The 20,657-nt window shown below is 70.2% G+C and carries 16 protein-coding genes and 1 pseudogene; 7 read left to right on the top strand and 10 right to left on the bottom strand.

The window, feature by feature from the left end; genetic code table 11:
* The first annotated feature begins 3 nt into the window (after positions 1–3).
* From QO010_RS23180 to trxA, 7 genes are all read left to right on the top strand, one after another.
* The gene (locus QO010_RS23180) at positions 4–840 is read left to right on the top strand and encodes a GNAT family N-acetyltransferase (RefSeq protein ID WP_307353041.1); all 837 of its coding nucleotides are present in this window, start codon (positions 4–6) and stop codon (positions 838–840) included.
* A complete protein-coding gene (locus tag QO010_RS23175; protein ID WP_307353040.1) occupies positions 833–1,213 on the top strand; it encodes an endonuclease domain-containing protein in 381 nt (126 codons plus the stop codon). Before QO010_RS23180 ends, QO010_RS23175 begins: the two co-directional genes overlap by 8 nt.
* 224 nt (positions 1,214–1,437) lie before the next feature.
* Positions 1,438–2,529 (top strand): N-acetylmuramate/N-acetylglucosamine kinase AmgK, encoded by a 1,092-nt coding sequence (amgK, locus tag QO010_RS23170; RefSeq protein WP_307353039.1) that lies wholly within the window; start codon positions 1,438–1,440, stop codon positions 2,527–2,529.
* The gene (murU, locus tag QO010_RS23165) at positions 2,526–3,224 is read left to right on the top strand and encodes an N-acetylmuramate alpha-1-phosphate uridylyltransferase MurU (protein WP_307353038.1); all 699 of its coding nucleotides are present in this window, start codon (positions 2,526–2,528) and stop codon (positions 3,222–3,224) included. Before amgK ends, murU begins: the two co-directional genes overlap by 4 nt.
* A gap of 244 nt (positions 3,225–3,468) precedes the next feature.
* The gene (gene addB, locus QO010_RS23160; protein WP_307353037.1) at positions 3,469–6,474 is read left to right on the top strand and encodes a double-strand break repair protein AddB; all 3,006 of its coding nucleotides are present in this window, start codon (positions 3,469–3,471) and stop codon (positions 6,472–6,474) included.
* Positions 6,471–9,929, top strand: a complete 3,459-nt coding sequence (gene addA / locus QO010_RS23155; protein ID WP_307353036.1) for a double-strand break repair helicase AddA — start codon at positions 6,471–6,473, stop codon at positions 9,927–9,929. The genes addB and addA overlap by 4 nt, the downstream gene beginning before the upstream one ends.
* Positions 9,930–9,999: 70 nt before the next feature.
* A complete protein-coding gene (gene trxA, locus QO010_RS23150) occupies positions 10,000–10,350 on the top strand; it encodes a thioredoxin (protein ID WP_307353034.1) in 351 nt (116 codons plus the stop codon).
* Positions 10,351–10,546: 196 nt separating this feature from the next.
* On the opposite strand, the gene QO010_RS23145 is transcribed toward trxA, so the two are convergent.
* The 10 genes and pseudogenes from QO010_RS23145 to rpsA form a co-directional block, all read right to left on the bottom strand.
* The gene (locus QO010_RS23145) at positions 10,547–11,863 is read right to left on the bottom strand and encodes a bifunctional folylpolyglutamate synthase/dihydrofolate synthase (protein ID WP_307353032.1); all 1,317 of its coding nucleotides are present in this window, start codon (positions 11,861–11,863) and stop codon (positions 10,547–10,549) included.
* 220 nt (positions 11,864–12,083) lie between these two features.
* A complete protein-coding gene (locus tag QO010_RS23140; protein WP_307353030.1) occupies positions 12,084–12,974 on the bottom strand; it encodes an acetyl-CoA carboxylase carboxyltransferase subunit beta in 891 nt (296 codons plus the stop codon).
* 40 nt (positions 12,975–13,014) lie between these two features.
* Positions 13,015–13,929: an acetyl-CoA carboxylase carboxyltransferase subunit beta gene (locus QO010_RS23135; RefSeq protein WP_307353029.1), complete on the bottom strand. Its 915-nt coding sequence runs from the start codon at positions 13,927–13,929 to the stop codon at positions 13,015–13,017.
* 12 nt (positions 13,930–13,941) lie between these two features.
* Complete coding sequence (gene trpA, locus QO010_RS23130) at positions 13,942–14,784, bottom strand: tryptophan synthase subunit alpha (protein ID WP_307353028.1); 843 nt, start codon at positions 14,782–14,784, stop codon at positions 13,942–13,944.
* Positions 14,781–16,004: a tryptophan synthase subunit beta gene (gene trpB / locus QO010_RS23125; RefSeq protein ID WP_307353027.1), complete on the bottom strand. Its 1,224-nt coding sequence runs from the start codon at positions 16,002–16,004 to the stop codon at positions 14,781–14,783. The genes trpA and trpB overlap by 4 nt, the downstream gene beginning before the upstream one ends.
* 16 nt (positions 16,005–16,020) lie before the next feature.
* Complete coding sequence (locus QO010_RS23120; protein WP_307353026.1) at positions 16,021–16,656, bottom strand: phosphoribosylanthranilate isomerase; 636 nt, start codon at positions 16,654–16,656, stop codon at positions 16,021–16,023.
* 37 nt (positions 16,657–16,693) lie between these two features.
* On the bottom strand, positions 16,694–17,572 hold the full coding sequence (locus tag QO010_RS23115; protein ID WP_307353025.1) for a hypothetical protein: 879 nt from the start codon (positions 17,570–17,572) through the stop codon (positions 16,694–16,696).
* 107 nt (positions 17,573–17,679) lie between these two features.
* Positions 17,680–18,081, bottom strand: a pseudogene (gene mscL / locus QO010_RS23110) (large-conductance mechanosensitive channel protein MscL); the annotation flags it as partial.
* Between the two features lie 9 nt (positions 18,082–18,090).
* Complete coding sequence (locus QO010_RS23105; protein WP_307353023.1) at positions 18,091–18,372, bottom strand: integration host factor subunit beta; 282 nt, start codon at positions 18,370–18,372, stop codon at positions 18,091–18,093.
* Between the two features lie 536 nt (positions 18,373–18,908).
* On the bottom strand, positions 18,909–20,621 hold the full coding sequence (gene rpsA, locus QO010_RS23100) for a 30S ribosomal protein S1 (RefSeq protein ID WP_307353021.1): 1,713 nt from the start codon (positions 20,619–20,621) through the stop codon (positions 18,909–18,911).
* Between the last annotated feature and the right edge of the window lie 36 nt (positions 20,622–20,657).

The following is a 20,657-nucleotide window of genomic DNA, read 5'->3' as shown; positions in this document are numbered from 1 at the left end:
CCGATGTCGCCGGGGCAAAGTCATATCGTCGACGTGCTGATCGAGGAGCGCGCGCCGAAGCTGTCGGGGTCCTGGGCCTGGCCCCTGGTCCGCCCGCCGCTCTATCGCCTGCTCGACTATGGCAAGGCCGTGCGCATGGCCGACACCATAGCGCCGATGGGCGGCCGCGAGGCGCTGGACCATGTCTCGGGCCTGCTGGACATGAAGGTTTCCGTCCGGGGGCTGGAGCACGTGCCGGCTAGCGGCCGGGTGATCATCGTCGCCAACCACCCGACCGGCATCGCCGACGGGGTGGCGGTCTATGACGCCCTCAAGGGCCCGCGCCCCGACATCGTCTTCTACGCCAACAGTGACGCCCACCGCGTCGCCGCCCGCTTCGACGAGGTGCTGATCCCGGTCGAATGGGTCGAGGCCAAGCGCACCCGCGAGCGCACCCGCACCACCCTGGCCATGACCAAGGACGCCATGGAGGCCGAGCGCGCCCTGATGGTCTTCCCCTCCGGCCGCCTGGCCACCCGCGCCCCCGACGGTGTGCTGACCGACAAGCCCTGGATGCCCACGGCCCTCTCCATGGCCCGCAAATACGAGGCCCCGGTGCTGCCGGTGCATGTGGCGGGCCCCTGGGCGACCCTGTTCCACTTCTTCAACCGGTTTTCGCCGGAACTGCGGGACATCACCCTGTTCCATGAGCTGCTCAACAAGCGCGGCCGGAAGTTCGAGCTGACCATCGGGCCGCTGATCCCGGCCGGGGCGGTGGACGCGGAGCGTTGCGAGGCGCTGAAGGGGTATGTGGAGCGGGTGCTGCCGGCGCGGCCGGACGAGGCGTTCGGAAGTGACTGATCGGTTCGATCACGACCGTCACCGGCCCGGCGCCATCAAGCGCGCCCGCCGGCTGCGGCGTGAGGCGCCGGCCAGCGAGCGGAAACTGTGGGAAGCGTTGCGGAAGCTGGAACTACGCATCCGCCGGCAAGCCCCGATCGGCCGCTTCATCGTCGATTTCGCCCATCACGCCGCCCGGCTGGTCGTCGAAGTAGATGGAGCCAGACACGACTTCACCGACGCCGTTCTCGCCGACATGGAACGGGACGCCTGGCTGGGGTCACAGGGCTATCTCGTGGTCCGCGTCCGCGACACCGAGGCGTTCGACTATCCCGAGCGAGTTGCTGAACGCATCGGTGACCTCATCAAATCCCGCACGGGCAAATGGGACTAGCCACACCCTTCCTCCTCGATGGAGGAAGGGCAGGGTTGGTGGTGTGCGCTCGGAGCTTGGGCGAAAAGCTCAGGGTGGCGTGGGCGCCTCCCCGCATTCTTCCGGAAACGCTGTGCCACCACCACCATCCCCGCCCTTCCTCCATCGAGGAGGAAGGGAGAAACAAGAGGTGCGGGGTCGCCCCGACACTGGATATACAGGCCCAAACTTCGACGAGGCTCCCTTTGAGTTCCGACCGCGAGGCGCTGAAGGCGCGATTTCTCCAGGAGAACGGCTTCGGCTCGGCCCGCCGCCAGCCGCTGACCGGCGACGCCTCGACGCGGGCCTATGAGCGGCTGCATCTTGGCAACGGCGGCACGCTGATCCTGATGGACCAGCCGCCCAAGCTCGAGACCGCCCCCTGCCCGCCCGGCGCCACCCGCGAGGAGCGGCTGGCCCTGGGCTTCAACGCCGCCTATCGCCTGGCCGCCGGCCGGGTCGACGCCTTCGTGGCCTGCGCCCGATACCTCACCTCCCTGGGCCTTTCGGCGCCCGGCATCGTCGCCTTCGACGCTCCAGCGGGTCTGGCGGTCATCGAGGACCTCGGCGATGGCCTCTACGCCACCGAGATCGCCGCCGGGGCCGATGAGGGCGAACTCTATGACGCGGCCGTCGACGCCCTGACCGTGCTGCACGCCGCCAAGCCGCCGGGCCGGCTGATCAGCGAGGGGATCGACTGGCCCCTGCTCAGCTACGACGACCTGGCCCTCACCCAGGCCGCCGACCTCTTCACCGACTGGCTGCCGAGACTGCGCACCCAGCTGGAGTTCGACGACGACGCCCTGGCCGAATGGAACATGGTCTGGGAACCGATCCGCCGCCGTGGCGAAAGCGGCGCGGACGTGTTCTGCCACCGCGACTATCACGCCGAGAACCTGCTCTGGCTGCCGGACCGCGCCGGCCCCGCCCGCGTCGGCTTGATCGACTTCCAGGACGCCGTCCGCGCCCACCGGGCCTGGGACTTCTCCATGCTGCTGCACGACGCCCGCCGCGACGTCTCGCCGGAAATCGAAAAGCGCGCCCTGGAGCGCTATCTCGCCGCCCACCCGAACCTCGACCGCGCCCGGTTCCTGGCCGACTACCACGCCCTGGGGGCCCTCAACGTCGCCCGGATCATCGGCATCTTCTCCCGGCTGGTGATCCGCGACGGCAAGCCGAGATACGAGGCCATGCTGCCGCGTCTGTGGCGCTACCTGCATGCCTGCCTGGCCGATCCGGGCCTCAAGGATCTCAAGCGCTGGCTGGATCGCCACGTCCCCCTGGAGGCCCGGCAATGAGCGCGCCCAAGACCGCCATGGTGCTGGCCGCGGGCCTGGGCACCCGCATGCGCCCGCTGACCGACGACCGCCCCAAGGCCCTGGTCGAGGTCAATGGCCGGGCCCTGATCGACCACATGCTGGACCGCCTGGCCGCCGCCGGGGTCGAGACCGCCGTGGTCAATGTCCACTACTTCGCCGACAAGGTGGAAACCCACCTGAAGAGCCGCCGCTGGCCGCGCATCGTCATCTCCGACGAGCGCCAGGCCTTGCTGGAAACCGGCGGCGGTCTGAAGAAGTCCCTGCCCCTGCTGGGCAAGGGCCCCGTCTGGGTGGCCAATATCGACTCGGTGTGGATCGAGCCCAAACCCGCCCTCGACGCCCTGGCCGCCGCCTGGGACCCCGCGAAGATGGACGTCTGCCTGCTGCTGGCGCCCACCGACACGTCGATGGGCTTCCACGACACGGGCGACCTCTTCCTCGAGGACGGCGCCGTCCGCTTCAAGGAGCCTGGCGAGGCCGCCCCTTACGTCTATGTCGGCGTCCATATCTGCGACCCGGCCATCGTCGCCGACGGCCCCGACGGGCCCTTCGGCCTGCTGCCGATCTGGAAGACCCGGCCCGGCCGCGTCCACGGCGTCTCACCGCCGGGAACCTGGATGCATGTCGGCGATCCTCAGGCCAAGCTCGACGCCGAGGCTAGGCTGGCCCGATGATCTTGCGCGTGCCCAAACGCACCGGCCCGGATGCTGAAATTCCTCGCCCCTTGGGCGAGGGGGACCACGAAGTGGTGGAGTGGGCCCTTGGGAACACACGGACTTTCAGGCACGCCCCCTCCGGCGGTGCTCGTCCTGACAAACCGTGTGCTCCCAAGAGCCCACTCCGTCGGCTTCGCCGCCACCTCGCCCAAGGGGCGAGGAATAGGAAAGCCTCGCACCCCTGCCTGAGCGAAACGGCCCGATGAACCCCCTGGACCAGCCCGGCCCGCGCTGGTTCACGATTCCCGCGCATCGGCCCTTCCTCGACGACCTGGCGGCGGGGCTGATCGACGCCCTGCCCGGTCCGGAGGACACGCCGGGCGCCCTGCTGCTGGTCCCCACCCGACGCGGCGTCCGCGCCCTGGCCGAATCCTTCCTGAAGGCCGGGACCGGTCGCGCCGTCCTGCTCCCGCAGATCCGCGCCGTCGGCGACCTGGACGAGGGCGAGCCGCCCTTCGAGCCCGGCGACGCCGCCCTCGACCTGCCCCCGGCCATCGACCCCCTGCGCCGCCGCTTCGAGCTGGCCAGCCTCGCCGCCCGCTTCGACGACCAGGATCGTTCGGCCCAGCACGCCCTCTCGCTGGCCGACGCCCTGGCCGGGCTGATCGACGCCGCCGCCATCGAGGAGGCGCCCGTCCTGGAGCGGCTCGACGGCCTGGTGGACCTCGACCTGGCCGAACACTGGGAGAAGTCCGCCAAGCTGCTGGAAAAGGCCCTGGTCGCCTGGCCGGACCGCTTGCGGGAACTGGGCCTGATGGACGTCGCCGAGCGGCGGGTGAAGCTGCTCGACCGCCTGGCCGAGCAATGGACAAACCATCCGCCGCAGGGCCCGGTGATCGCCGCCGGCTCCACCGGCTCTGCTCCGGCCACGGCGCGCCTCCTTACGGTGGTCGCCGGCCTGCCGCGCGGGGCGGTGGTGCTGCCGGGCCTGGACCAGGAGCTGGCCGACAGCGCCTGGGCCGGGATCGAGGACCAGCACCCCCAGGACTCCATGCGCCGCCTGCTGCAAACCGCCCGCATCGACCGGGGCCAAGTGCGCGAATGGCGCCCCCGCATCGACCTAGCCGGCCGCTGGCGCCGGCGCCTCGTCAACGAGGCCTTGCGCCCCGCCGACGCCACCGCCGACTGGCTGGGCGTCATCGCCAAGCTGCGCGAGGAGGCCGAGCCCGGCCTGGACCCCTTCGCCGCCGGCCTGGACGGCCTGACCGACATCACCGCGTCTTCGGAGGACGAGGCCGCCACCGTCTGCGCCCTGCTGCTGCGCGAGGCCCTGGAAACCGAGGGCCAGACCGCCGCCCTGGTCACCCCCGACCAGGCCCTGGCCCGCCGGGTCAGCGCCCGCCTGGCCCGCTGGGGCGTCAATGCCGACAGCACGGCGGGCACGCCGCTCACCCGTTTCGCCCCCGGCATGCTGGCCCAGGCCGTGGCCGGGCTGGTCGCCGACCCGGCCGATCCGGTCGCCCGGCTGGCGGTGCTGAAGAACCCGCTCGTGCGCCTGAACCGCACGCCGGAAGACCTCGCCGCCGCCCGCGAGGGCCTGGAGCGCTGGGGCCTGCGCGGCCCCCGCCCCCGCACGCCACAGGCCCTCGAACGCCGCCTCACGGAGGCCGAACGCAAATACTCGACCGGCGACCTGGGCCCCGCCCTGGCCCTGTCCCGCGACCTCGACGCCGCCATCGACCTCGCCGTCATACCCTTCGCCCCCCAGGCCCCGGCTCATCGCGCCGCCGAGGCTCTGACCCAGGCGCTGGAAAAGCTCTGCGAAGGCGAGGGCCTGCTCTGGGCCGGGCCGGAGGGCGAGTGCCTCTCCCGCCTGCTGACCGGCGTCATCGCCCATGGCGAGGCCCTGCCGCCGGTCGACGCCCCCGGCTGGCTGAGCCTGGTCCAGACCCTGCTGAACGAGGAAACCGTGCGCGGGGCCGAGGCCGCCCATCCCCGCCTGCACATCCTGGGCGTGCTCGAATCTCGCATGATCCGCGCCGACCGGCTGATCCTGGCCGGGCTGGAGGAGGGCGTCTGGCCGCGCGGCGCCGCCATCGATCCCTTCCTGTCGCGGCCCATGCGCAAGACCCTGGGCCTGCCCAGCCCCGAGCGCCGCATCGGCCAGTCGGCCCACGACTTCGCCCAGGCCGCCTGCGCCCCCGACGTCACCCTGGTCTCCAGCGCCCGCCGCGAGGGCGCCCCGGCTGCCCCCAGCCGCTGGCTCTGGCGCCTGCGCACCCTGGCCCAGGGCGCCCAATACCGCCTGCCCAGCCGCCCCGAACTGCTGGATTGGGCAAAGGCGCTCGACCAGCCGGGGGATTACGGCCCGGTCCGCCGGCCCCAGCCCAACCCGCCGGTCGAGGACCGCCCGCGCCTGTTCTCGGTCACCCGCATCGAGACCCTGACCCGCGACCCCTACGCCGTCTGGGCCCGCGACATCCTCAAATTCTTCCCCCTCGACCGCCCCGACCGCATGGTCGAGGCCATGGCCCGGGGCACGGCCATCCACAGCGCCTTCGAGGCCCTGGGCCGCCGCTGGAACGAGGGCGAACCGCCCGCCCCCGAGGCGATGTTCGAAACCCTCTACCTCGAAGCCCTGGCCGAAGAGGGCCTTTCGGAAGCGGCCCTGGCCCGCGAACGCGCCCTGGCCCGCGAGGCCGCCCGCTGGGTCGCCGGCTTCGAGCGCCGCCGCCGGGCCGACGGGGCCAAGGTCCATGTCGAGATCTCCGGCGAACTGGTCCTGCAGGTTGACGGCGTCCCCCACCGCCTGACCGCCAAGGCCGACCGCATCGAGGTCACCCGCGACCACAAGGGCCACGTTCTCGACTACAAGACCGGTTCGATTCCAACGAAGAAGATGGTCGACGCCGGCTTCTCGCCCCAGCTGACCCTGACCGCCGCCATCCTGCGCGATGGCGGCTTCGACGGCATCACCGCCACGCATGGAAGCGTAAGTCCGGGAGACCTGACCTATGTCCGCGTCACCGGCCGCATCCCCGCCGGCAGCGAGGAGGTCTCCAAGGCCGCCGGCCCCGACAGCGAGGCGGCGGCCGCCGCCGCCCTGGAGGGAATCCGCGACCTGCTGCGCAGCTACCTGTCGCCCGACCAGACCTATCCCAGCCGCACCGCCCCGCAATTCGTCAAGGCCTATGCCGGCGACTACGACCACCTGGCCCGGGTGTTCGAATGGTCCACCGGCGGCGACGGTGAGGAGGGCGGCGAATGATCGACCCCACCCTCATTGATCGGGCCCAGGCCCTGGCCGCCGACCCGGCCGTCAACGCCTTCGTCACCGCCAATGCCGGCTCGGGCAAGACCAAGACCCTGATCGACCGGGTGGCGAGGCTGCTGCTCGCGGGCGTGCCGCCCTCGGCCATTCTCTGCGTGACCTACACCAAGGCCGCCGCCGCCGAGATGCAGGGGCGGCTGTTCAAGCTGCTGGGCGGCTGGTCGGTCGCACCGGACGAGCGGCTGATCGACGAACTGGCCAGGCTGGGGGCAGAGCCCGGCCAGGACCTCTCCGAAGCCCGCCGCCTCTTCGCCCGCGCCCTGGAAACCCCCGGCGGGCTGAAGATCCAGACCATCCACGCCTTCTGCGAACAGCTTCTCCGCCGCTTCCCCCTGGAGGCCGGGGTCTCGCCCAGCTTCGAGGTGATGGACGACGCCGCCGCCGTCCTGGTCGCCGCCGAGGCCCGCACGCGCCTGGCCAGATTCGTCCTGACCACCGACCAGACCATCGCCGAGGCCTATGCGCGCCTCGCCGTATCCCTCGACTACCAGGCCTTCGAGGGCCTCTTCCGCACCTTCGAGGACAAGCGCGAAGCCCTGGCCGCCTACCTGGCCGGCAAGGGGCTGGAAGGGGTGGAAACCGACGTCTGGGCCCGCTGCGGCTTCGACGCCCCGGCCAGCGTCCAGGCCCTGATCGACCGGGCGATCGACGAGCTGGACCGGCCGCTCTGGCAGGCGGTCGCCGGCGTCCTGGCCGGCGGCACGGCCACCGACGCCAGGAACGCCGCCCTGATGGCCGCGGTGCTGGAAAGCCCGAGCCCAACCCTGGACGCCATGCTGGCCATCTTTTTCACCCAGGGCGGGGCCGGAACGCCGGTGGCCTGGATGGCCAAGACTTCCGGCCTCAAGAGCCGCGAGGACCTGCGCCAGCGCCTCCTCATCGAACAGGAGCGGCTGGAGGCCGCCCGCGAATGGATCCGCGCCGCCAGGGTGGCCGAGGACACCACCGCCGTCCTTTCCCTCGCCTACGCCTATGGCCTCGCCTATCGCCAGGCCAAGCAGGCGCGGGGCGTGCTCGACTTCACCGACCTGATCGCCAAGGCCCGTGACCTGGTCGCCGCCTCGCCCGGCGCGCCCTGGGTGCTCTACAAGCTGGACGGGGGCCTGGAGCACGTGCTCATCGACGAGGCCCAGGACACCGCCGCCGAGCAGTGGCTGATCGCTAAGGCCCTGACCGAGGAATTCTTCTCCGGGGCCGGCAAGGCCCGGCCGGCCGGCGCCCTGAACCGCACCCTGTTCGTGGTCGGCGACGACAAGCAGTCGATCTACAGCTTCCAGGGCGCCGATCCCGAGCGGCTGCTCAGCGAGACCAAGGCCTATGTCGCCCTGATCCGCCAGGCCGAGCGCCGGGCCGAGGCCGTGCCGCTGCGGGTCTCCTACCGCTCGACCCCGGAGGTGCTGCGCTTCGTCGACGCCCTCTTCACCAAGCCCGACACCCGCATTGGCGTCAAACCGCCGGAAGGCGACGAGGTCCTCGTCCACGAGCCCTTCCGCGCCGACCACGCCGGCTGCGTCGACCTCTGGCCGCTGGAGGAGGAGCCGGAGACCGAGGAGCGCACCGCCTGGACCGCCCCCCTCGACCTGGAGTCCGAGACCAGCGCCCACCGGCGCCTGGCCGCCCGCATCGCCGGCGAGATCCGCCGCCTGGTCCAGGCCGGCGACCGGGTGTTCGACAAGGAGACCCAGGCCTGGCGCCCGGCCCGCTACGGCGACGTCATCGTCCTGGTCCGCCGCCGCCGGGCCCTGTTCGAGGACATCATCCGCGCCCTGCGCCAGGCCGGCGTCCCGGTGGCCGGCGCCGACCGCCTGACCCTGTCGGCCCATATCGCCTTCGACGACCTGATGGCCCTGGCCAGGTTCGTCCAGTTCCCCGCCGACGACCTGACCCTGGCGGCCCTGCTCAAGAGCCCGCTCTGCGGCTTCGACGACGACCAGCTCTATGCCCTGGCCAAGCCCCGCAAGCGCGAGAGCCTCTGGGACCGGCTGCAATCGGGCCGCAACACCGAGGCCCTCACCTTCCTGCGCGCCGCCCTGGACCTGGCCGACCTGCCGCCCTTCGACTTCTACAGCCGGGTGCTGGGCCTGCGCGACGCCGAGGGCCACACGGCCCGGGCCCGCATGGTCACCCGCCTGGGCTCGGAGGCCGCCGACGTCATCGAGGAGTTCCTGGCCCGCGCGCTCGGCGCCGAGCAGCAGGGCGTTCTGGACCTCGAACGCCTCGCCGCCGCCTTCGAGGGCCTCGACATCTCGGTCAAGCGCGAGATGGAGGCCGGGGGCGACGAGGTGCGGGTGATGACCGCCCACGGGGCCAAGGGGCTGGAGGCGCCCATCGTCTTCCTGCCCGAGACCACCATGCAGGGCGTCGCGCGCGGCTCGCCGCTGATGGAGACCGAGGACGGCCTGGGCTTCCTCTGGGCCCCCCGCGCCGCCGACGACTGCGAGGCCAGCGCCGCCGCCCGCCGCCGCCGCGCCGACCGCGAGCTGGGGGAATCCTGGCGCCTGCTCTATGTCGCCCTGACGCGGGCCCGCGACCGCCTGGTCCTCTGCGGCCGCAAGCCCGCCCGCCAGCGCGAGGGCGCCGCCCCCACCGGCTGGTATGGCGCCATGAGCGAGGCCTTCGCCCACGGCGACATCGCCGGCGACGTCCACCCGGTCGCCACGGCCGATGGCTTCCTGTTCCAGCGCTTCGGCCCCGATCCCCAGCCGATGGCGGCGGTCGCCGGCGAACTGCCTCTGGAAGCTGCCCAGCCCGCCTGGCTGAACGCCCCCGCCCCCACCGAATCGGCCGCCCTGGCCTGGGCCTCGCCCTCCCAGGCCGCCAGCCGCTCGCGCCTGCCCGCCCCCTCGCCGCTGTCGCGCCAGGCGGGTTTGGACCGCTTCCGGCGCGGCGACCTGATCCACCGCCTCTTACAGCTCCTCCCCGACCTCGCCCCCGCCGAACGCCACGCCGCCGCCGACCAGCTGCTGGCCCGCGAACCCGACCTCACCGACGCTCAGCGCGCCGAGATGATCGAGGCGGCCTTCGGGGTGCTCGACCATCCCGATTTCGCGGAGGTGTTCGGCCCGGGCTCGCGCGCCGAAGTGGCCCTGGCCGGCTCCGCCCCCGGCCTCCCCGCCGGCCTCGCCATCTCCGGCCGGGTGGACCGCCTGCGCATCACCCCGAAACGTGTCCTGGTCGTGGACTACAAGACCAACCGCCCCGCGCCAGCCGATGTCGCCGGCGTCGATCCGTCCTACATCGCCCAGCTGGCCCTCTATGGCGCCATCCTGGCCGAGGTCTTCCCGGGCCGGGCGATCCAGGCGGCCCTGGTGTGGACGGACGGTCCAAAACTCATGCCTTTGTCAGAAGAAGTGAGGGCCCAGGCCCTGGCCACGCTGCCCGGCGCCGGTTGACGCGGCGGCCCGGCTCCCTACATCGTCGTCTCTGAGTTCGTGTGGCGAATCCATCGCCAAGGAGCACCCTATGAGCACCGTCAAGGTGAGCGACGAGACCTTCGAGCGCGACGTCCTGCAGGCCGACAAGCCCGTGCTGGTCGATTTCTGGGCCGAATGGTGCGGCCCCTGCAAGCAGATCGCCCCGGCCCTGGAGCAGCTGGCCGAGGAGCTGGGCGACCATGTCACCATCGCCAAGCTCAACATCGAGGAAAGCCCCACCACCCCCTCGCGCTATGGCGTGCGCGGCATCCCGACCATGATGCTGTTCCGGGGCGGCCAGATGGCCTCGATGAAGGTCGGCGCCATGCCCAAGCAGAAGATCCTGGAATGGCTCAACGAGGCCGGGATCAGCGCCGGGTCTGGGTCCGCGGCGGCGTAAAGGCCGAGGGACCAAAAAGCATTCCTCGCCCCTTGGGCGAGGTGGCGGCGAAGCCGACGGAGTGGGCTCTTGAGAGCACACGGTGCGTCAGGATTTAGCACTGTCGGTGTGGGCGTGCTTGGAACGCCGTGTGCTCCCAAGAGCCCACTCCACCACTTCGTGGTCCCCCTCGCCCAAGGGGCGAGGATTTTCAGGATCACCTCGGCCACGTCTCCTCGCTCAGCGCCAGGATCTCCCCCGCCAGATAGAGCGATCCGCCGATCACCACGTGGGGCGGCCCGGGCAGGCTGAGCGCCAGGTCCAGGGCCGCCTCGACGTTTTGGCAGGCCTGCGCCTGCACCCCGACCTTCTCCGCCGCTTCCACCAGCCGCTCGGGTGGCCCCGCCGCCTCGGCTTCGAACGGGATGGCCAGCACCCGCACGCCCGACCCCGCGAACGCCGCCAGCACCCCGTCGGCGTCCTTGTTGGCCAGCAGCCCCAGGATCAGCACCGCCGAGCGGCCGTCGCGAGCCGTGAGCTCGGCGATGGTGTCGGCCAAGGCGCGGGCCGCGTGCGGGTTGTGGCCGCCGTCCAGCCAAAGATCGGTCCCGGCCGCCCTGGCCTTGTCGCCGAACGGCCCGGCGGTCAGCCGTTGGAACCGGGCCGGCCAGACCGCCGAAGCAATCCCCTTGCCGATGGCCGCCTCGTCGATGCGCGGATCGCCCAGGGTCAGGGCCGCCATGACCGCCAGCCCCGCATTGGCGATCTGGTGCGGTCCCGGCAGCGCCGGCAGCGGCAGGTCGAGCAGCCGGTCCTCAGTCTGCACCAGCAGCCGTCCACCCGGGGCCCAGGCGTCGAACGCCACGCCCATCTGGGTCAACGGCGCGCCCATGGCCGCCGCCCGCGCCTCGATGACCTCTTGCGCCTCCGGCCGCTGGCGGGCGCTCACCGCCGGACAGCCGGGCTTGATGATCCCGGCCTTCTCGCCGGCGATCTGGGCCAGGTCCTCGCCCAGGAACTCCTTGTGGTCCAGGTCCACCGGCGCGATCACGCTGACCGCCGGCCGGCTGATGACATTGCTGGCGTCCAGCGAGCCGCCCAGCCCCACCTCGACGATGCAGAGGTCCGCCGGGGTCTCGGCGAAGGCCAGGAAGGCCGCGGCGGTGACGAATTCGAAGAAGGTGATGCTCTGGCCGGCGTTGGCCTCTTCGACGCGGTCCAGCAGATCGGCCAGGGCCTGTGACGTGATCAAGGTCCCGGCCAGCCGGATACGCTCGACGAACCGCACCAGGTGCGGCGAGGTGAAGACATGCACCCTCAGCCCCGCCGCCTCGGCGATGGCCCGCAGATAGGCGACGGTCGAGCCCTTGCCGTTGGTGCCGGCCACATGGATCACCGGCGGCAGGCGGTCCTGCGGATCGCCCAGATCCCGGCACAGCCGCGCCATCCGCTCCAGCGACAGGTCGATGACCTTGGGATGCAGCCGCCGCAGCCGCTCCAGCGCGGCGTCATGCGGCAGCAGGTGGTCGGACATCGCGCGAATCCCCTCAGCGAGGAGGCGGTTTTGCTCGCACGAGGCGTCAAAGAAAAGAGACTCCCTTCCTCCTCGATGGAGGAAGGGCGGGGATGGTGGTGGTGGCACAGCGCTTCCGGAAGAGCGCGGGGAGGCGTGGTCGCCACCCTGAGCTTTTCACCCAGGCTCCGAGCGCACACCACCAACCCTGCCCTTCCTCCATCGAGGAGGAAGGGTTCTTTTATTTCAGCAGCACCCGCAGGATCGACCCCAGCGTCGCCGCCATCTCCCCGCGCGGCACGATCCTGTCGATCACCCCGTGGTCCTCGAGGAATTCGGCGGTCTGGTAGCCCTCGGGCAGAGTCTGGCCGATGGTCTGCTTGATCACCCGCGCGCCCGTAAAGGCGATCAACGCCCCCGGCTCGGCGATGTGGATGTCGCCCAGCATGGCGTAGCTGGCCATCACCCCGGCCGTGGTCGGGTCGGTCAGGACGACGATGTAGGGCAGGCGGGCGCGTTTCAGTTCCTGGATGGCCAGGGTGGTGCGGGCCAGCTGCATCAGCGACAGCGTGCCTTCCTGCATGCGGGCCCCGCCCGAGGCGGTGAAGACGATGAAGGCGGCCTTGCGGGCCACCGCTTCCCGGGCCCCGGCGATGAAGGCCTCGCCGACCGCCGGGCTGAGCGAGCCGCCCATGAAGGCGAAGTTCTGCACCGCCACCACGGCCCGCTGTCCGCCGATGGTCCCGGCGGCGAGCGCCATGGCCTCGTCCTCGCCGCTGGCCTTGCGGGCGGCCAGGAGCTTGTCGGGATAGGATGTCTTGTCGGGGAAGCCGAGCGGGTCCTGGGGCGCGCGCGGCGTCTCCAGCCGCTCATAGACCCCATCGTCGAAGGTGAAAGCCAGCCGCAGCGCCGGGGCGATACGCATGTGCCGGCCGGCCGGGGTCACCCACAGGGCGGCCTCCAGGTCGGGGCGGTAGATCATCTCAGCCGTATCGGGGCATTTGACCCACAGCTCGTCCGGCGTTTCGCGGCGCGCCAGCATCCGGCGCACGCCCGGCGCGGTGCGCGACAGCCAGTTTCCGCTTTCCGGGGTTTCGTCAGGCCTCGACGGCTTGCGATCTTTACTCGACATGCATCCCCCCGCCGACGCCCCCGCGCGGCTTTGGAAAAACTTAAGCCGCGATCGAACGACCGCGGCCCAGCATCAAGGTCTTGAGGATCGAACCCAGCACCGCCGGCAGCTCGCTGCGCGGGGTCACCCGGTCGACCATGCCCTTTTCGACCAGGTATTCCGAACGCTGGAAGCCCGGCGGCAGGGTCTCGCGGATGGTCTGCTCGATGACGCGGGGCCCGGCGAAGGCGATCAGCGCGCCCGGCTCGGCCAGATGGATATCGCCCAGCATGGCGTAGCTGGCCGTCACCCCGCCCGTGGTCGGATCGGTCAGCACCACGATGTAGGGCAGCTTGGCTTGTTTCAGTTCCTGGATGGCCAGGGTGGTGCGGGCCATCTGCATCAGCGACAGGGCCCCCTCCTGCATCCGCGCCCCGCCGGCGGCGGTGAAGGCGACCAGCGGAACCTGGCGTTCCTGCGCGGCCCGGGCGGCGGCGATGAAGCTCTCACCGGCCGCCATGCCCAGCGAGCCGCCCATGAAGGCGAAGTCCTGGACCAGCACCACCGCGCCCTGGCCGCCGATGGTCCCGGCGGCGATGGCCACCGCGTCGGTCTCGCCGGTCGCCTTGCGGGCGGCGCTGAGGCGGTCCTTGTAGGACTTGCCGTCGGAGAATTTCAGCGGGTCCTCGAATACCGCCGGGGTCGGCAGCACCTCGAACGTCGCGTTGTCGAAGGTGTATTTAAACCGTTGCGTCGGGCCGATACGCATATGCCGGCCGGCCGGGGTCACCCACTGGGCGGCCTCCAGGTCGGGGCGATAGATCATCTCGCCGGTGTCGGGGCATTTGACCCAGAGGTTCTCGGGCGTCTCCCGACGGGTGAACGCGCCGCGCACGCCGGGCGCGATGCGGGCCAGCCAGCTCTCGCGGCCCGGGCCTTTGCCCGGCTTGTCGTTCTTGTGGTCAGCCATAGCCATCGCTCAGTCGCCTCAAGCGGTCCTGACTCGCGCCGAACGCACAGCCTTAGCCAGTGCGGCGGCCAAGGAAAGAACTCTCTCGGTCACGTTTTCGTTCGGCGCCCCGGAAATTTCGTCCAGACCGCCTGCTATTTCATCAACCAGGGCCGAACCGACGACCACCCCGTCGGCCACCCGGGCCACCTCGGCCGCCTTCTCAGGCGTACGGATGCCAAACCCCACCGCCACCGGCAGCCCGCTGGCCGCCTTCACCCGCGCCACGGCGGGCGCCACGGTGTCGGCGTCGGCCAGCTTGACCCCGGTCACCCCGGCCACCGAGACGTAATAGACAAAGCCCGAGGCCCGGCGGACCACGGCCGGCAGGCGCTTGTCGTCCGTGGTCGGCGTCGCCAGCCGCACCAAGCTGATATCGTGCGCCTCCAGGGCGTCGGCCAGCGGGTCGGCCTCTTCCGGCGGGCAGTCGACCATGATCAGGCCGTCGACCCCGGCAAGGTGCGCCTCGGCGGCGAAGCGCTCATAGCCCTTGGAGAGGATCGGATTGAGATAGCCCATCAGCACGATGGGGGTGTCGGCGTCGCGCCGCCGGAACTGGGCGACCATGGCCAGCGTCCCGGCGACGGTCATGCCGGCCTTCAGGGCCCGCTGGGCGGCCCGCTGGATGGTCGGGCCCTCGGCCATCGGATCGGAGAAGGGCAGGCCCAGCTCGATGACATCGGCCCCGGCGGCGGGCAGGCCGTCCAGGATGGCCTGGGCCGTGGCGGCGTTGGGGTCGCCGGCCATGATGTAGGCGACGAAGGCGGCGCGCCCTTCCTTCGCCAGCTCGGCGAAGCGGCGGTCTAGACGGTTGCGGCTCAAATGGTCAGCCCCAGGGCGTTGGCCACGGTGTTGACGTCCTTGTCGCCCCGGCCCGAGAGGGTGAGGACGATGACGCTGTCCCGGCCGACCCGCTCGACGACTTCGCCCAGCTTGGCGATGGCGTGGCTGGATTCCAGGGCGGGGATGATCCCCTCGAGCTGGGCCGTGTACTGGAAGGCGGCCAGGGCCTCGTTGTCGGTGCAGGTCAGGTATTGCGCCCGGCCGACATCGTGCAGCCAGCTGTGCTCTGGCCCGATACCCGGATAGTCGAGCCCGGCCGAGATGGAGTGGGCGTCGAGGATCTGGCCGTCGGCGTCCTGCAGCAGATAGGTCTTGTTGCCGTGCAGCACCCCCGGCCGGCCGCCGGTCAGGGAGGCGGCGTGCTTGTCGGTGTCCAGGCCGTGGCCCGAGGCCTCGACCCCGAAGATGCGCACGCTCTCGTCGGCCAGGAAGGGATGGAAGGTGCCGATGGCGTTCGAGCCGCCGCCGACACAGGCCACGACCGCGTCGGGCAGCCGGCCCTCTTCCTTGAGGATCTGCTCGCGGATCTCGGTCCCGATCACCGACTGGAAGTCGCGGACCATGGCCGGATAGGGATGCGGCCCCGCCGCCGTGCCGATCAGGTAGTAGGTGTCGGCGACATTGGTCACCCAGTCGCGCATGGCCTCGTTCATGGCGTCCTTGAGGGTCGCCGCGCCGCTGGTCACGGGCCGCACCTCGGCCCCCAGCAGGTTCATGCGGAAGACGTTGGGCTTCTGCCGCTCGACATCCACCGCGCCCATATAGACCACGCAGGGCAGGCCGAAGCGGGCGCAGACCGTGGCCGTGGCCACGCCATGCTGGCCGGCGCCGGTCTCGGCGATGATCCGGGTCTTGCCCATCCGCATGGCCAGCAGGATCTGGCCCATGCAGTTGTTGATCTTGTGCGCGCCGGTGTGGTTCAGCTCCTCGCGCTTGAGCCAGATGCGGGCCCCGAACTTCTCGCTGAGGCGCGCCGCGAAATACAGCGGGCTGGGCCGGCCGACATAGTGGGTCAGATAGCCGTTCAGTTCGCTCTGGAACGCCGGGTCGGCCTTGGCCGCCTCGTAGGCGCCGTCCAGGTCCAGGACCAGCGGCATCAGGGTCTCGGCGACATAGCGGCCGCCATAGTCTCCGAAGCGGCCCGTGGCGTCGGGATAGGCGGTCCAGTCGTTGGGCTTGGCGGTAACGGGCGTCGTCAACTTGGGCGTCTTGTGCTCAGGCGCGGCGGACCGCTTCCAGGAAGGCCGAAATGAGGCCGGGGTCCTTTAGGCCAGCCCCGCGCTCCACGCCAGAGGAAACGTCCACGATGGGCGCGCCCGATTGATCCAGGGCCTCCTGAACGTTCCAGGGGTTGAGGCCGCCTGCCAGAAAATGCGGCTTCTGCCAGCGACGCCCGGCCAGCAGGCCCCAGTCGAATTTCGCCCCGATCCCGCCCGGCCGGTCGGCGTCGGGCGGCGGCCTGCCCTCGAACATCAGGTGCTCGACTAGGCCGTCGAAGTGATTGGCGGCGTCGATGTCATGGGCGGTGGCGACCGGCAGCACCTTGATCAGCCCGGCCCCGGTGCGGGCGCGGATGGCGGCGGCGCGCTGGGGCGTTTCCTGGCCGTGCAGCTGGATGAGGTCGGGCTTCAGCACCGCGAGGTGGTCGAGCAGGGCGTCGTCGGAATCGACCGTCACCGCCACGATCCTTGTCTTCCCCCGCGCCGGCGCCGCCAGCCGCGCCGCCGTCTCGGGATCGACGACGCGGGGGCTCTTGGGGAAGAACATGAAGCCGATGAACTCGGCCCTGCCCTCCAGCGCCGCAGCCACCGTCTCGGCGGTCGAAAGCCCGCAGATCTTCGCGCCGGCCATGCTCAGCCTGCGGCCGGCGGCGCTGGGCGGATGCGCATCAGCCGCAGCCCGGAGCGGCGCCCTGGCGGGTCAGGACGATGGTCTTGCTCTCGGTTTCGGCGCCGATCTTGGTCACTTCGACCTCCTTGAGCGACAGCCCCCAGCCGTCGCGGGTGGAAAGGGTGGCGGTGGTGTTGAGGTCGCTGTCCACGCTCTGCGGGCCGGCATCGGTCACCCGGCGGGTTTCGCGGCTCCAGGTCGCCTGGCACCGGCCGGGGTCCTCGCTGTCCAGGCCCATCCAGCCGCTCAGCACCAGGGTGTGGCCGGCGCCCAGGTCGATGCTGCGCGGTTCGATCACGAAACGGTCGCGGGGCGCGGCGGCCTGCTGCATGCCGGCCAGGACGAAGACGTCGCCCAGTACGGCGCGCGCCAGCTCCTCGGGATCGGCTTCCAGCACGTCGAAATAGTCCCCCAGCTGTTGGCGCTCGGTCGCATCGCCCGGCGCCAGGCGGTCCAGGGCCTTGAAATAGGCCCCCCGCACCTGCGGCCAGTTGGTGATACGGTCGGGCTCGTAGCCCTGGCGCGCCTCGAACTCGATGGGGATGCCCAGATAGGCCTTCACCGCCTTGTCGATGCCCGGCTGGCTGTCGTCGACGATTTCGACCTCGCGCAGGGTGTAGCGCAGGGTGATGGCTCCGCCCGAAAGGCCAATCACCTCAAGGTCGAAGGTCTGGCGATTGGTCTGCCGGCTTGGCCGGGGACCGGCGACGATATCCTCCGTGATGCTGAGGAAGCGCCAGTGGTCGCCGACCCGCTCCGGCTGCGACTGCAGGTCCAGCAGGTTCTTGTTCGGCATGCGCACGGGCTCGCCGGCGGCGAAGGCGCTGCCGGCGAGGGCCAGGGTCAGAGCCAGGCCGGCGAACAGGCGGAAACGCATCAACTGGTCTTCTTGCGGGCCGGCGCCTTGCGGGCAGCGGGTTTGGCGGCGGGAGCGGCCTTGGCCGGCGAGGCGGTGGCGGCCGACGGCGCAGGATGCTCGCCCTTCAGCAGGTCGCGAATCTCGGAAAGCAGGGCCTCGGTCGGGGTCGGGGCGGGTGGCTCGGCGGGGGCCGGGGCGGCGGCGTCCTTGCGGCGGATGGCGTTGACGCCCTTGACCATCAGGAACACCACCCAGGCCACGATCACGAACTGGATGACGGTGTTGATGAAGGCGCCGTACTGGATGGCGACCTCGGCCGTCTTGGTGGCGGCATTGGCGGGCTGCAGCACCCATTTCAGGTCCGAGAAATCGATCTTGCCCAGCACCAGGCCGATCGGCGGCATGACCACCTCGTCGACCAGGCTCTTGACGATGCCGTTGAAGGCCGCGCCGATGATCACCCCGACGGCCAGGTCGATGACGTTGCCGCGGGCGATGAACTCGCGGAATTCCTTGAAGACGCTCATGAAGAACTCCTAATCGGCGTTGAGGCGCGCCCGGAGCTCCTTGCCGCTCTTGAAGAAGGGCACATGCTTGGCGCGCACATCGACCGCCTCGCCGGTGCGCGGGTTGCGGCCCGCGCGGGCCGGGCGCGAGCGGACCGAGAAGGCCCCGAAGCCGCGCAGCTCGACCCGGCCGCCATCTTCCAGCGCCCCGATCATCTTTTCCAGGATCACGGTGACCACCCGCTCCACGTCACGCTGGGTGAGGTGAGGGTTCTCGGCGGCGAGCCGGGCAATCAGCTCGGACTTGATCATAGGGTATCCCATGAGGAGCGCGCGGGGGGAGCGCCGCGAGGCAGTGAGGCGACCATTGCCCAAGGAGTCGGGATTCTTCAAGGGGTTGCATGGGTTAAAAACGAGACAGACGCCTTTGCCGGCCTTGGATTGCCGTCAGGCGCTGCAAGAATGAACCACGAAAAACACGAAAAGCACGAACGGGGAGGCTTGGCCGCCAACGCGGCGGGCGGCATGGGGCGTGGGATTAAACTGGAAAGGAAGACAAGGGGAAGAAGAAGCGCAAGCTGAGGTGCTTTCCCAAGCTACTCCCCAAAACGCCGATCGTTAGGGAGGCGCTTCGCGCCTCAATAAATCCCCGGCCTTGAAGACGGCCCGCGGCGGCGCATCCCTGGCGCAGCCGCTCACGCTTCTTCTTCCCCTTGTCTTCCTTCCCGCCACACTTTGCGCAGAGCGTGCGAGCCGCGGGCGTTCGAGTGAAGGCGCAGGCCATCATACGAAAACGGCGGCCCCGGTTTCCCGGAGCCGCCGCAATCATTTTCAGTTCAGGACTGAAGTTAGTCCTTCTGGGCCTTCTCGCGCAGGGCCGCGCCCAGGATGTCGCCCAGCGAGGCGCCGGAGTCCGACGAGCCGAACTGCTCGATGGCTTCCTTTTCCTCGGCCATTTCCAGCGACTTGATCGACAGCGAGACGCGACGCGCCGCCTTGTCGATGTTGGCGATCTGGGCGTCGACGCGGTCGCCGACGGCGAAACGCTCGGGGCGCTGCTCCTGGCGGTCGCGGCTGAGGTCCGACTTGCGGATGAAGGCGGTCATGGCGGCGTCGTCTTCACCGAACTTGACCTCGATGCCACCGCTGGTGATCTCGGTCACCGTGACGGTGACGGTCTGACCCTTGCGGTAGGTGTCGCCGGCCATCGGATCGCCGGCCAGCTGCTTGACGCCCAGGCTGATGCGCTCCTTCTCGACGTCGACGTCCAGGACCTTGGCCTTGACCATGTCGCCCTTCTTGAACTTGGCCATGGCTTCTTCGCCCGACACGTTCCAGTCCAGGTCCGACAGGTGCACCATGCCGTCGATGTCGTTGTCGAGGCCGACGAACAGGCCGAACTCGGTGGCGTTCTTGACTTCGCCCTCGACGGTCGAGCCGATCGGGTGGGCCTCGATGAAGGCTTCCCACGGGTTGGGCATGGCCTGCTTGAGGCCCAGCGACACCCGGCGCTTGGACGGATCGACGTCCAGCACGATGACGTCCACTTCTTGGCTGGTGGAGACGATCTTGCCGGGGTGGACGTTCTTCTTGGTCCAGGACATTTCCGAGACGTGGACCAGGCCCTCGACGCCGGCTTCCAGTTCAACGAACGCGCCGTAGTCGGTGATGTTGGTGATCCGGCCGGTGAAGCGCGAGCCGACCGGGTATTTGGCTTCGACGCCATCCCAGGGATCGGACTGCAGCTGCTTCATGCCGAGCGAGATGCGCTGGGTGTCGGGGTTGATCTTGACGATCTGCACCTTGACGGTGTCGCCCACGGCCAGGACCTGGCTGGGGTGCGAGACGCGCTTCCAGCTCATGTCGGTGACGTGCAGCAGGCCGTCGATGCCGCCCAGGTCCACGAACGCGCCGTAGTCGGTGATGTTCTTGACCACGCCTTCGCGGATTTCGCCCTCTTGCAGCTGGCTGACCAGCTCGGTGCGCTGTTCGGCGCGGGCTTCTTCCAGGATGGCCCGGCGCGAGACGACGATGTTGCCGCGCGGACGGTCCATTTTCAGGATGGCGAAGGGCTGTTCCTTGTTCATCAGCGGGCCGACGTCGCGCACGGGGCGGATGTCGACTTGCGAGCCCGGCAGGAAGGCGCTGGCGCCGCCCAGGTCGACGGTGAAGCCGCCCTTGACCCGGCCGACGATGGAACCCACGACCGGCTCGTTGCGCTCGAACACCGCTTCCAGGCGGGTCCAGGCTTCTTCGCGCTTGGCCTTTTCGCGGCTGATCACCGCTTCGCCCAGGGCGTTTTCGACCCGCTCCAGGAAGACTTCGACAGTGGCGCCGATGCCGACGATGGCCTTGCCGTTCTCGTCGACGCCGAATTCCTTCAGCAGGATGCGGCCTTCGGTCTTCAGGCCCACGTCAACGATGGCGAAGTCCTTCTCGATGCCAACGATCTTGCCCTGGATGACGGTGCCTTCGGCAAAATCGTTGCCGCCGCCCATCGAGGAATCGAGCATCGCCGCGAAGTCGTCGCGGGTCGGGTTGAAAGAGGATACGTCGGTCATACGGTCTATCGGTCTTCTTAGGTTGGCCGGGCCACG

It is taken from the genome of Caulobacter ginsengisoli (genome assembly GCF_030814835.1).
GTDB classification, from domain to species: domain Bacteria; phylum Pseudomonadota; class Alphaproteobacteria; order Caulobacterales; family Caulobacteraceae; genus Caulobacter; species Caulobacter ginsengisoli.
Note: the sequence above shows the minus strand (reverse complement) of the source record. Positions and strands in the feature narration are given on the sequence as shown.

What these genes read in the sequence shown, in the direction of transcription:
- QO010_RS23180 (WP_307353041.1), top strand. Translation starts at nt 4, where the DNA reads ATGTCGCCGGGGCAAAGTCATATCGTCGACGTGCTGATCGAGGAGCGC.
- murU (WP_307353038.1), top strand. Translation starts at nt 2,526, where the DNA reads ATGAGCGCGCCCAAGACCGCCATGGTGCTGGCCGCGGGCCTGGGCACC.
- addB (WP_307353037.1), top strand. Translation starts at nt 3,469, where the DNA reads ATGAACCCCCTGGACCAGCCCGGCCCGCGCTGGTTCACGATTCCCGCG.
- addA (WP_307353036.1), top strand. Translation starts at nt 6,471, where the DNA reads ATGATCGACCCCACCCTCATTGATCGGGCCCAGGCCCTGGCCGCCGAC.
- trxA (WP_307353034.1), top strand. Translation starts at nt 10,000, where the DNA reads ATGAGCACCGTCAAGGTGAGCGACGAGACCTTCGAGCGCGACGTCCTG.
- QO010_RS23145 (WP_307353032.1), bottom strand. Translation starts at nt 11,863, where the DNA reads ATGTCCGACCACCTGCTGCCGCATGACGCCGCGCTGGAGCGGCTGCGG.
- QO010_RS23140 (WP_307353030.1), bottom strand. Translation starts at nt 12,974, where the DNA reads ATGTCGAGTAAAGATCGCAAGCCGTCGAGGCCTGACGAAACCCCGGAA.
- QO010_RS23135 (WP_307353029.1), bottom strand. Translation starts at nt 13,929, where the DNA reads ATGGCTATGGCTGACCACAAGAACGACAAGCCGGGCAAAGGCCCGGGC.
- QO010_RS23120 (WP_307353026.1), bottom strand. Translation starts at nt 16,656, where the DNA reads ATGGCCGGCGCGAAGATCTGCGGGCTTTCGACCGCCGAGACGGTGGCT.
- QO010_RS23115 (WP_307353025.1), bottom strand. Translation starts at nt 17,572, where the DNA reads ATGCGTTTCCGCCTGTTCGCCGGCCTGGCTCTGACCCTGGCCCTCGCC.
- QO010_RS23105 (WP_307353023.1), bottom strand. Translation starts at nt 18,372, where the DNA reads ATGATCAAGTCCGAGCTGATTGCCCGGCTCGCCGCCGAGAACCCTCAC.
- rpsA (WP_307353021.1), bottom strand. Translation starts at nt 20,621, where the DNA reads ATGACCGACGTATCCTCTTTCAACCCGACCCGCGACGACTTCGCGGCG.